The organism is uncultured Cytophaga sp. (genome assembly GCF_937863595.1).
Lineage (GTDB): Bacteria > Bacteroidota > Bacteroidia > Cytophagales > Cytophagaceae > Cytophaga.
This window is the reverse complement of the sequence record NZ_CALMGQ010000159.1, coordinates 1-11,958: the sequence shown is the minus strand read 5'-3', so window position 1 is coordinate 11,958 and position 11,958 is coordinate 1. Positions and strand designations below refer to the sequence as shown.

Here is an 11,958-nt window from a genome sequence, read left to right as displayed (position 1 = left end):
AGGATTATTTGACAGCTACTCGGCTTTCATTGCCGTCACATTTATGTGACGGGTATTATGAATCATTGAGATTGCAATTAAAATTAGCAAGCTAAGTCTTAAGGAAACGACATTGAATTATGAGTTAAGAATTAATTTCGTTTAGTGAACGACTGTTGTTCCCTGCGAGATGCACTATATATACGCAAACATTTTTGGTTTTATACCGAACATATACGCTTTCTATTTCAGCACTGACCCCAGCGGGGTCATATCTTTATAGCACAAACAAAACAACAATCATACACGCGCTCCCGAAGGGAGCATTTATATTTACGGTTTATATAGCGCTTAACCCCTTTGCGATTTCGCGTATGTCTTTAGTGGATATTATTTTACTTCAAATATTAGACCCCGACTGGGGCGTTCTTAAAAAAACATAATTCATTATGCATAATGAATTCATTAGGTTTAACTCTTATTTGACTGGCGTCACAGAAAGTACTTATACCAAATCTAAATTCAAAATAGTTCAAAATATATTTTGACTTTGCCAGGTTGTTGGCCAGAAAAGGCACAACAACGAGTAGCTTGGTGCTTAGGTTATGATATACCCAAATATAAAAATGGACTATTTTGTAGTAGGAATTGGTATTAATCTATTTGACTTCTTCTAAATCTCACTCTGGGTGTGTCTTTTCTACCTGCAACCGGATCTTATTCCAATGTATTTATTTTGCTTCAATAATTATTTTCTTCTTGAATTTTTCAAAAATCGAAAGGATCAATAAGATTAAAAACATTCCGTAAAACGTATCTTCAATTGGTATGGTTAAAATACGTATGCCCAAATTTTCTGCAGGATTGTACCAAACAACTTCTTCATCCAAACCCGTACCTGTTAGGATTCCGTTAACGATTAAAAACGGAATAAGTATGAATAGGTAGGTTTGATAAAAACGGCCTAAGTAATCTACTTTGAAAATAAATTGTAAGCTTAACAAGAATAGAGGGAATGCTATAAAGGTTGATGCCGTATATGCTTTATCCAAATGTAAGCATCCAATTACTAATAGAACAACAGACAATACAAGTGTAATGTAGGTGCTCGATTTAGCAAAATAATCTTTAGGAAAGAAATACCTCAATGCTTCATACGAAAAGATACATGCATAGGGGATACAGAAAAAAAACATCCATTCTTCAATCGGTAAACCAAAGATATAATACCCCAATAAATATTTTCCGTTGAAGCCCCAAACACCCCATGAAGTAAAAACGGCATCCCATGTAATAAATACACCTGCAGCTATGGCAATGCTTAAAAACAATGCAGGCCAATTTTTATGTAATTGAATTCTAGAATCAAAACTCCACCACAGGGGTACTGAAAGTGAAAATAGATTGACCAATAAATACGTATACATGCTATTCATTACACTATTAGTTTTTAGATTTTTTTGCTTCAGCCCAATATTTATAAGGAACCAACAACATGCCAAAACATTCTCCTTGCTCTTTTGTAAGATGTTTATGGTGCATTTTATGCGCTTTTCGGATCGACATCAAATAGACATTTTTTGAGCGTGTCAATGCTTTTATACGTTGATGTATGAATAAGTCGTGAACAAAGAAATAGGCTGCTCCGTAAATGAAAATTCCTGTGCCCAACCAAAAGCGATAATCAAAGCCATTCATCGTACCTACATAAAATAAGATGATGCTTGGTATTGCAAAGATCACAAAGAACCAATCGTTCTTTTCAAAAAATATTTTGTCTTCCCCTATAACATGATGGTCTTCGTGCAAAAACCAGAATATCCCGTGCATCACGTATTTATGTACAAACCAGGCTGTAAATTCCATAAATAAAAATGTGCCAATGACGATGCCAATATTAATTAGAATTTCCATGAAGGTGCTTTTTAAAATCGTTAAAGGTTATTAAGAACCATTTAGTAAATTGATCTGGATTCGATTTGATTTCATTGTCTATCCAATCGATAGAGACAAACTTTGTTGCTTGTACTTCATCTGTATTAAACGGAATGGTTTCATTATCAAAAGTACCAATGAGAACATGGTCTAATTCGTGTTCTGTTAATCCATCACCCACATCTGCTTTGTATAAAAACGTATACGCATCTTTTACATGGCATTGTATACCCATTTCTTCTTGAAGTCTACGTTGTGCCGCATCTAATGTTGTTTCACTATGCCGTTGATGGCTGCAACATGTATTGGTCCATTTTAAAGGCGAGTGGTATTTTTTTTCAGAGCGTTGTTGCAATAACAATTCGCCTTTTGAATTTGATAGAAATATTGAAAAAGCACGATGCAAAATTCCTTTTTCATGTGCTTCCAATTTTTCCATAGAACCAATTTCAGTATCGGATTGGTCTACCAAAATGACGTATTCTTTTTTATTCACGTGTTAACTTTTGTAATTGTATTTGTTCAGCGTTAGAGCAATCTCCATTTTCGATAAGTGTTGTTACCATACGTAGATATTGTTCTTTACCTAATTCATTTTTTTGATGAGCAATTGTCTTTATTATAAAACTTCTATCTGTTTCTATATTTTTTGAATATCCCAATACCGAAGGAATATTTAGTTGTAACATCAATCTCAAATATCTGAGTTCGGTATTGTTTGGCAATTTAAGAATGGAATTTTCTAAATTGTTTTTCCCAGCATTAAAATACGAAATTTTCTTCATTGGATCATTCGTATGCGTGGCTAGCATGGATTCAATTACGCCCAAATAGCCCATTTCAACAGTAGTCAATGCACTTGACTGAAGTTCATTATATAACTTTATAGCATATTCCTTATTCGATTGGACTTTATCTAAATTTGTTCTTAATTCTATCAAATGTACTTGTGCCGAAATTACGAAACACATGAATACCATAAATGTGCATAAAACAGATTTTATCATAACACATTTGCCTGATAGCGCACATACGAAAAGCAAAGTAGCCCTACCTTTTTAGGGTTAGAAATACGTATGCGTTGAGACATAATTTGCTGCGCTTTTACTCCCTTTATTTTGTTGAATAAGCAGATATAATAATAGTATGCAACATACACCCCAAATCGTGCTCTGCGAGGCAGTTTTTTTATTCCTTCCAAACCATCTTTAAAGTCTTTAAGAATATCTAATTCAATTTGTTTTTTTACCGTTTCGTCAAATTCTGAAATATTTATTCCTGGGAAATAGCTGCGACCCAACACTTCATAATCTGCTTTTAAATCTCTCAGGAAATTTATTTTTTGAAATGCAGATCCCAAACGCGTTGCTGAAAATTCTAAGGAATTGTATAACTTTTTATCTCCCAAACAAAATACATTTAAACACATTAGTCCTACAACTTCTGCAGAACCAACGATGTATTGTTCGTAGCCATCCTGTTCGTATATCTTTTTGTTTAAATCCATTTCCATGCTATCTAGAAATGTTTTTATATGTGCTCTATCAATATTGTATGTATGAACCGTTTCTTGAAAGGCATGTAAAATCGGGTTCGTACTGATTCTTCTTTTTAAAGCCAGTTCTGTTTCTTTTCTAAATTCAGCTAATAATTCTGCACTGTTGTATTCAAAAAAGGAATCTACAATTTCATCGGCTACACGTACGAAGCCATATATGGAATAGATAGCGGGACGTATTTCAGCAGACAATAGATTGATTCCCATTGAAAACGATGTGCTGTAATGCTTGGTTATCAATTTGCTGCAAAAGTGCGATGCGTTGTCAAAAAGTGCTTTCATACCAAATCTTTGTTAATTAACTCTTGTGCGACAATCTTTCCTGAAATAATAGCTGGCGGAACTCCTGGTCCTGGAACAGTTAGCTGTCCTGTGTAGAACAAACCAGAAACTTTTTTGTTTAGAATCGACGGTTTTAAAACTGCTGTTTGTTTCAATGTATTTGCTAAACCGTAGGCATTTCCTTTAAAAGCATTGTAATCACTTTTAAAATCCTTGATGGCATAACTCTTTTTAAATACCACATGATCACGAATATTTTGTCCAATTCTATTTTCCAAGCGATCCATTATGATGGAATAATATTTTTCTCTCAATACTTCATTATCTTCAATGCCAGTTGCAAGTGGCATTAAAATAAACATGTTTTCGCAACCTTCTGGTGCAACTGTATTGTCAGTAACACTTGGTGTACATACATAGAATAGAGGTTTGCTCGGCCACTTCGGATCCGTATAGATTTCCTGTGCATGTAAATCAAATTCTTCATCAAAAAATAAAGAATGATGTTGCACGCGTTCAAGCTTTTTGTTAATGCCTAAATAGAATATCAAGCTGGAAGGAGCCATTTGTCGAGACTCCCAATACGAATCGGAATATTTGCGGTATTTTTTTTCTAATAATTTCGTTTCAACAAAATGATAATCTGCACCTGCTACAACTTTATCTAAGGAGATTTTTTTATTTCCTTCCAGGGATATTCCTTCCACTTTTCCATCTACCACATGTATTTTTTCAACCTTCGAATTTAGATGTATGTGCACACCCAGTTCACGTGCTAATTTTTCCATGCTTTCCACAATTTTATGCATGCCACCTTGCGGATACCAAGTACCTAATTTGATATCTGCATAATTCATTAAGCTATATAATGCAGGGGTTGTTTGTGCAGTAGCACCCAGAAATAGTATGGGGAATTCAAGTAATTTTAGAATACGATCGTCTTTAAAAAACTTTTTGGTATAGGAATCAAAGGAACTGAAAATATGCATCTTTAAAGCACCCAATATAATTTCTGAATCGAAAAACTCCGTAATGCTTTTGCCTGGTTTGAGCACAATTTTTTCCATGCCCAGTTTATATTTGAATGCGGCTTCTACTAAGAATGTATCTAAGGCCTTTGCACTTCCTGGTTCCCAAGATTCGAATAATTCTTTTAATGCATTTAAATCTGCAGGTATATCTACAATGCTGTCTTTGAAAAAAACTTGATAGGAGGGATCTAAGCGTTGAAGCGTGTAGTAATCTGAAACCTTTTTTCCAAAGTCTGCAAAGAAATTTTCAAACACACCCGGCATCCAATACCAGCTTGGGCCCATATCAAAGGTAAATCCATGTTCGGTAAATTTCCGAGCTCTACCACCTACGTTTGTATGTTGTTCAAATATATGCACTTCATAGCCTGATTGCGCCAAATAACAAGCGGAAGACAAACTCGAAAACCCGGAACCAATTATACCTACTTTTATCATAAACACTTCTTGCTCAATTGTTTTGATGAGCAACTAGTAATATAACAGTTAAGTAGTTAAAGTGTTCATTAATAGATGGTAAAAAAAGGGTTTAGTGGATAAAAAGTGGGGTCTTTATTCGTTTACAATTAAAATCGATTAAAAAAATAATATTCTACCATTAAGATTTAAATTTAAGAATAAATTTAAATCTTAATGGTAGAATATTCGCACCTAAGTTTGAAATTCGGTGAAATATTTCTTTAATAAAAAATACAAAGCAACTCATTTATTACCACCCGATACTATCAATCCAACTATCCTTTATTGAAATGGTTTCATGATAGATGCACTTCATTTTTTTATCTTTTAATTCATATATATTTATGCTCGTAAAAGTGCTTATGTTAGACCAATTTCTACTAGTTAGAGTTAGCCATACACGACTGTCTTTGCTTGTTATTGGATGGGAAATGTATTGACAAATAGGTTTTGATTCTTTTGTAAATGAAATACTGTCAATAATGGACACATTTTTATTCCATTCATTAACAGAGCTCCAATCAAATGGTTTTAATAAAATCGTGTATTGTTTACGCAACTCTTTTTCTTCCTTTTTTGAAATGTAAGCCGAATCTATTGCTGTCTTTAAGATGAACTGAATATGATCTTCTAGAAAAGTTTTTTCTGATGAATTGCCTAATACCTTTTTTAATGAATATGTTCTAATTAATGAAACATCAGTAGTGTCCAAAATTTCATTCATGTGATGCATAAAAATTGCTGCAGTATTTTCTTTCTGTGCAAAAGATGTAAATTGAAATAGGTGTATAAAACAGATCGTTAAAACAGATAATTTCATAATTGTAAGGGGATTTTTTTCTTAACGCTACACATTAACTCCAAATAGATAACCTACCAAAGCAGACAAGCCCATTGCAAGTGTTCCCCAAATCGTTATGCGTAGGATCGATTTACCTATACTTGAACCACCAGTCTTTGCAGAAAAGAGACCTAAGATTATTAGAAAAAGTATCGTGAATCCATACAGCCAATATTCCATTCCTATAACAGGTGCGAAAAGAATCACAAATAGTGGTAAGGCCCCGCCTACGGTAAAAGAGGCGCCCGACGCTAAGGCAGCTTGTATGGGATTTGCTTGACTTATTTCGTTTATACCCAACTCGTCGCGCATGTGTGCGCCCAATGCATCTACTGCTGTAAACTCTATGGCTACTTGCATCGCCGTTTCTTTTTTTAGACCTCTGTTCTCATATATTTGAGCCAGCATATTTAACTCAAGTTCGGGCATCTCTTCCAGTTCTTGTTTTTCTCTTTCAATATCCGCTTTTTCGGTATCGGTTTGGGAGCTGACGGATACATATTCTCCGGCAGCCATGGATAGTGCGCCTGCAACCAATCCCGCTACGGCAGCTAATACGATGGGTTCTCTGGCAGAACTTGCCGCAGCGACACCAATAGCCAAACTTGATAATGAAATAATACCATCGTTTGCACCCAATACAGCTGCGCGTAGCCAATTGCTTCGGTGTATGTAATGGTTGTCTAGATAATTGTCAATTGTAGTTGGTTTCATGGTGTTCGAATTAAAAATTACATAATATTCCTTTTGCATTTTAAACAATCATTCATCATTTGAGGATACGTTCGACTTCCAGTTTCTACTCCAGTATAAAATTCGGTATCGAATGCCATCGTATACTAAGCCTATTAAAAGTAGGGTAGCGGGTATGGTGAATACATACATTTCTAATGATGTATAAAGCACACCACCAACTATTCCTCCGAAAAAGAAAAAGAAAATTATGAGAAGGCGGAGACGGATAGTAGTAGTTAATTTGTTTTTTTGTTCCACTGTCTTATTAAAGAAAAGCTGAGAGAGCTCGATTCCTAAATCGGTGAATAGTCCTGTTAAATGTGTTGTTCGTACCACAGCATCTGAAATGCGTGTTACGAGCGAGTTTTGCAAGCCCATCGCAAATAGCAAGCTCAATGCAATAATATTTCCATATTCATAAATGAATTTGTGACCAACAAATGCAACTGTAAATAGGATAATGCTTTCAAAAATTACAGGTATGATATAAACCAGTCGTTTATTTTTTCGGTTTATGATTTCAATAAGTATGCTTGATACAAACGAACCTAGAAAGAAAAATAAAATGTATAAAAAGAAATTTATACTTTCTGCAAAATTCAATTTAAATACTTCGTCAATAAAATAAGCAAAGTGACCAGTTACATTTGTCGTTAATTGCTGTACCGATAAAAATCCTGCAATATTAACCACACCTGCAACGAAAGAAAGCAAGGCTGCAATCTTCTTATTGTGATTTATAGTCCTTGTTTTTCCTTGATGGGTAAACATGTTAGATGTTGTAATTAAAAAGTACGTACATAATAAACTATTTGCATTCTATCACTAGATTTCATGCTAGGTATGTTATACATGTGATAACATATCTAGCATGATTACTTACAAATGATATTGATGGATGCTATTTAAATCAAATTGATGTATTTGCGTACTGTAAAATACAATTTAAACGGTACTGAATTAACAATTAGAAATAAACATATACAATTTAACATGTTTCTGTTTATTAATCTCCTCCAATCATTTTGGATACGATGCCTTTTTTATTCGAATACTCCGCTGCTACAATCCCTATTATATGTAGTAAGATGAATATTGGAAACCAGTAGATACCTAATTTATGTATCGTTTCAATGCCTTCTTTCCACTGTGTGAAAAATCCCTTTTCTATACATACACCTGTAGCTGCAGATATGAAAACGAATACATAAAAGTAAATGTACGTGAAACCTTGTAAACGATCTTTTAAAGTAAGCGCAGAATTAAATGGATTTGGAAATCGAATACCTTTTGCAACCATGTAAACAATTCGTATTATGAAAGCGATAATCATAACATAAGAAAATATGACGTGCCATTCCCACATCGGTGCACGAATTGCTTTTGCAATATCAGACATTTGTTCATCTGTTATTGGAGATGTAAGTGTTTTGCTTTCAATAATTGCTATGACATGTTTTTTATTCATCCAATACATGCGAAGAAATCCTGTTATAAATAGGATGGACATCGCGAGCGCCATAATCCAATGGAGAAATCGATGAAATACAGTGATTTTTTTTTGTGTTACCATAATAAATAGTGTGCAAATTAATTAAAAGTTGTATGGTATTCTGTATAGGAATTTTGTAATTGAAGAATAATTTCTTGTGCTTTTGAAGCATCTGTTTCTGTATCCAATGTTTTCACTAATTCTAAATGTGGTTCCAACCATTTGTGTAATGCATCGTGACTATCGCCATCCATTGTGCAACTTTTAATAAGTTGATAATTCTGTTCTTTAAGTTCTGTTGCAAGAATTTTATATGTTTTTTGATTGTTTTCAATGTAGGTATTTACCAATTCTTCACCTTTTAAAACATAGGGTTTCATTTCAGCATTTACAACCCATTTCTCTCCTTTATTTAATTCAAGGGTGGTAGCTTGTTCCTCGTGGCTATGTCCTTCATGATTGTGTCCTTCGTGATTGTGTCCTTCATGATTGTGCTCTGAATGTTCAGCAGTATTTGTACAACTCCACAAAACTATCGTACTCATTGCTATAAATAATGTTTTTTTCATGCTATTTATTTATTGGTTTAATATGTATTGTGATTCGTAATTTCTATATGTAAGTTAAGGTTTTTTGTCGTGTTTTCTATTTAACAATCCTACCTGTAGAGACTTAAAATCGAACGCATTGAATCTTTGTTTTACAAAATAATCTAGTACGTCTTATTTTTAATCCATTTATTCGTTAACAACAATTAGGTTCGCAGCAACTCACTTCTTTTTCTGCATATATGGTTATGCTATAAATATTTGTTTTAGCTGCGGTGTATGTTTCTATTTCTTCTTTTGTTAAATAATTTTTTAAGATGTCAGTTGGTACGATAATGGGTTTTTCTTTTTGTAAAACACTATTTTTAAAACCTGCATCTTTTATAATCTGAAGATAGTCTTCTTTTTGAATGGCACTGGCAACGCAACCTGCATACATTTCAGCTGCATTCTTTATTTTGTCAGGAAGTTCCCCTGTTAGTACGATATCCGAAATGCTGAAATGTCCGCCTGGCTTTAAAATGCGATACACCTCACTAAATGCTTTTATTTTGTCTGGTACCAAATTCATTACACAGTTACTCACCACTACGTCTGCAATATTTGAAGTAATAGGTATCTTTTCAATATCACCCAGTCTAAATTCAACGTTGTTGAAACCCAACTTTTCTGCATTGTTCCGTGCTTTGTCGATCATAGCTTCGGTAAAATCAATGCCTATTACTTTACCTGATTCACCTGTTTCATGACGGGCTACAAAGCAATCGTTGCCAGCGCCACTTCCTAAATCAACAACCGTGTTTCCTTTATTTATTTTTGCAAACTCGGTTGGTAAACCACAACCCAATTTTAAATCAGCATCGGGATTGTAGCCATCTAAGTGGCCATATTCGTCACTCATAATGTTATATACTTCAGTGCTACAGCCACCACTACCACAGCAAGAGCTTGCATTGATATCTTGATCTTGTAAAGCAATCTCACTGTATTTTTGCTTAACCATTTCTTTAATTTCTTCGTTTTTATTCATAGTAGTAGGTGCTTAAATTAACAACAGGTATTTCTTTTTAAGAGTTTGGTAGAAATGTGGGTGATGTACGTGTTCAGTTTTTCTATCGCATCCTCATTGACACAATAGCAAATAGCATTTCCTTCGATATTCCCTTTAATGAGTCCCGCATTTTTCAACTCTTTGAGATGCTGCGAAACCGTAGGTTGCGCAAGTGGTAATTCGTTTACAATGTCTCCACAAATGCACGTATCAACTTCAAGCAAATATTCTATAATAGCTATTCGTGCAGGATGGCCCAATGCTTTTGCAAGCGTCGCTAATTCATTTTGATAATCTGTAAAGTGATCTGTTTTAGATGCGCCCATATACCTATCTTTATATTGCAATATTACGATAAACATTAAAACAGTTTGGAAACGTTCCATTACTATGTATTTTATTTCTTGAAATTTTATAATTTAGTATAAATAAATGATTATTAGTTGATTGTGTTTTTTATAATTCTAATTATATTAAAAAATATATTTTCTGAAGTTTATAATATCGCATATTGATACATTTCAAGGGCTTTTACTATTTATTTACGCCGTTCATCAAGGATAAATATGCAAAGTTTATAAAAACGAGAGAAAATTGCGAATTTATAAATCTGTAAAAAAAATAAAAAATAGAAACGGACAACCTATTATTTAAACCTAATATGTGGCTTAGAAAATAGATGATGTATATTTCCTAAGCCACATATTATATGTATAAGATCAACACAGTAATATTAATCTCCTTGACTTAGTAAGCACAAGCTGTCTTCTAGAGCTTCTACATTATGGGTTTTTTCAACTGGGATATCTATTTCATCATATCTCCCTAGGGTTACTATTCTGGTATCTTCAAAATAACGTACAGAACCTTCTAAGACTGTTAGTTTTGATCGTATGTGTGCTTTGTGATCTTTTAAAATCATTCCCTTTTTGAAACCAATAATTAAAACCTTATATCCCGGTCCTTGATGCAACGATTTTGCAATAGGGTGGGTAGATGTTTCCAGTTTGTCCTTTATTTGTGTAATCGTCATGAAATTTTATTTTGATCGTACATAATAAATGATATTGTAAACGTGGTTCTAAAATTGGATTAACTATTTTAGAACCACGTATACATTTATTTGCTGTGATGTGTATGAAGTTTTTTAACAATGGAAGATGTTGCAGCATCGGCATAAGGGCCAAAGGCATTTATAACAATACCTTTCACATTATTCTTTTCCGAGGAAATCGCATACACAATCATTTCATCACCTGGATCACTATCTCCTTCGAATCGGTAGAAATGATCTATTTCAAAATCTTCTGGAGATAATTCAGTTGATGTCGTATGGCAAATCAAACATTCTTTTTCAGCTAACATTTCAAAGTCAATGGTGTAGCCTTGTTTTTGCAGGTCGTTTACAGCCTCGCTTACTGTATCGTAATTATTTTGTATCATACGTGTAGATTTAAATAAATTAGAGTAGTCTGGAATGTCTTTAATGATTTGGATTGTATCTATTATTTTCAGTCCTAAACGGAACGATATTTATTCGTTCATTGAATATTTTCAATCTAATCAATTTGTTCGAATTTCAATATGTTTTTTTATAAAAAAATAGATACGGAATAATTTTACGATTAAAAACATATTCATCTAGTCGATTAGCTCTTAGAGTAAATAAGTTATTTTGAGTTGTTTTTAAAATTATAGTTTAGCATCCCTTCTTTGCATTGACTACATTTTATTTTACTATTAATTGACGAAGTTGATACTCTAATATAGCTATCCTGTCAAATTCAATAGGCTATGTGCTTTATAACCCTTGTTTATAAATTATTTAATATATATAAGGATGAATCCATCACTGTAAGCGCTGTGATTGATTATTTTGATACATTTTTGATTATATGATCTGTCTTTTTTTACATGTTGTAACATGTTATATGATTCTTTGTATGGCCTCATTTTACTTGTATTGATAAGATTGTATTGTTCATAGGATTCATCCAGTTTTTACATACTTAAAATATGTAAAAGAAAAAACATTGTTTAATTTAAT

15 protein-coding genes are annotated in these 11,958 nt (G+C 33.3%); all 15 read right to left on the bottom strand.

Going from position 1 to position 11,958, the window contains the following annotated elements:
• Positions 1-710: 710 nt before the first annotated feature.
• Positions 711-1,415, bottom strand: coding sequence for a lycopene cyclase domain-containing protein (locus Q0543_RS13820; protein ID WP_299254247.1), 705 nt, complete (start codon positions 1,413-1,415; stop codon positions 711-713).
• 7 nt (positions 1,416-1,422) lie between these two features.
• Positions 1,423-1,893 carry a sterol desaturase family protein gene (locus Q0543_RS13815; RefSeq protein WP_299254244.1) on the bottom strand — a complete coding sequence of 157 codons (471 nt, stop codon included), beginning with the start codon at positions 1,891-1,893 and terminating at the stop codon, positions 1,423-1,425.
• On the bottom strand, positions 1,877-2,410 hold the full coding sequence (gene idi, locus Q0543_RS13810; RefSeq protein WP_299254241.1) for an isopentenyl-diphosphate Delta-isomerase: 534 nt from the start codon (positions 2,408-2,410) through the stop codon (positions 1,877-1,879). The genes Q0543_RS13815 and idi overlap by 17 nt, the downstream gene beginning before the upstream one ends.
• Positions 2,403-2,885 carry a hypothetical protein gene (locus Q0543_RS13805; RefSeq protein WP_299254238.1) on the bottom strand — a complete coding sequence of 161 codons (483 nt, stop codon included), beginning with the start codon at positions 2,883-2,885 and terminating at the stop codon, positions 2,403-2,405. The genes idi and Q0543_RS13805 overlap by 8 nt, the downstream gene beginning before the upstream one ends.
• Positions 2,886-2,917: 32 nt before the next feature.
• Positions 2,918-3,754, bottom strand: a complete 837-nt coding sequence (locus Q0543_RS13800; RefSeq protein ID WP_299254236.1) for a phytoene/squalene synthase family protein — start codon at positions 3,752-3,754, stop codon at positions 2,918-2,920.
• Positions 3,751-5,223: an NAD(P)/FAD-dependent oxidoreductase gene (gene crtI, locus Q0543_RS13795; RefSeq protein ID WP_299254233.1), complete on the bottom strand. Its 1,473-nt coding sequence runs from the start codon at positions 5,221-5,223 to the stop codon at positions 3,751-3,753. The genes Q0543_RS13800 and crtI overlap by 4 nt, the downstream gene beginning before the upstream one ends.
• Before the next feature lie 271 nt (positions 5,224-5,494).
• Positions 5,495-6,064 (bottom strand): hypothetical protein, encoded by a 570-nt coding sequence (locus Q0543_RS13790; RefSeq protein WP_299254230.1) that lies wholly within the window; start codon positions 6,062-6,064, stop codon positions 5,495-5,497.
• A 27-nt stretch (positions 6,065-6,091) separates the two neighbouring features.
• Positions 6,092-6,799, bottom strand: a complete 708-nt coding sequence (locus tag Q0543_RS13785; RefSeq protein WP_299254225.1) for a VIT family protein — start codon at positions 6,797-6,799, stop codon at positions 6,092-6,094.
• Positions 6,800-6,847: 48 nt separating this feature from the next.
• On the bottom strand, positions 6,848-7,591 hold the full coding sequence (locus Q0543_RS13780; RefSeq protein ID WP_299254223.1) for a YoaK family protein: 744 nt from the start codon (positions 7,589-7,591) through the stop codon (positions 6,848-6,850).
• Positions 7,592-7,826: 235 nt separating this feature from the next.
• Positions 7,827-8,393 (bottom strand): cytochrome b/b6 domain-containing protein, encoded by a 567-nt coding sequence (locus Q0543_RS13775; protein ID WP_299254220.1) that lies wholly within the window; start codon positions 8,391-8,393, stop codon positions 7,827-7,829.
• A gap of 17 nt (positions 8,394-8,410) precedes the next feature.
• Positions 8,411-8,881, bottom strand: coding sequence for a hypothetical protein (locus Q0543_RS13770; protein ID WP_299254217.1), 471 nt, complete (start codon positions 8,879-8,881; stop codon positions 8,411-8,413).
• Between the two features lie 175 nt (positions 8,882-9,056).
• Positions 9,057-9,890: an arsenite methyltransferase gene (locus Q0543_RS13765; protein WP_299254214.1), complete on the bottom strand. Its 834-nt coding sequence runs from the start codon at positions 9,888-9,890 to the stop codon at positions 9,057-9,059.
• Positions 9,891-9,907: 17 nt separating this feature from the next.
• On the bottom strand, positions 9,908-10,237 hold the full coding sequence (locus Q0543_RS13760) for a metalloregulator ArsR/SmtB family transcription factor (protein ID WP_299254402.1): 330 nt from the start codon (positions 10,235-10,237) through the stop codon (positions 9,908-9,910).
• Between the two features lie 407 nt (positions 10,238-10,644).
• Positions 10,645-10,944 (bottom strand): hypothetical protein, encoded by a 300-nt coding sequence (locus Q0543_RS13755; protein ID WP_299254211.1) that lies wholly within the window; start codon positions 10,942-10,944, stop codon positions 10,645-10,647.
• Positions 10,945-11,030: 86 nt separating this feature from the next.
• Positions 11,031-11,354 (bottom strand): phosphoribosylpyrophosphate synthetase, encoded by a 324-nt coding sequence (locus Q0543_RS13750; RefSeq protein WP_299254208.1) that lies wholly within the window; start codon positions 11,352-11,354, stop codon positions 11,031-11,033.
• Positions 11,355-11,958: the final 604 nt, after the last annotated feature.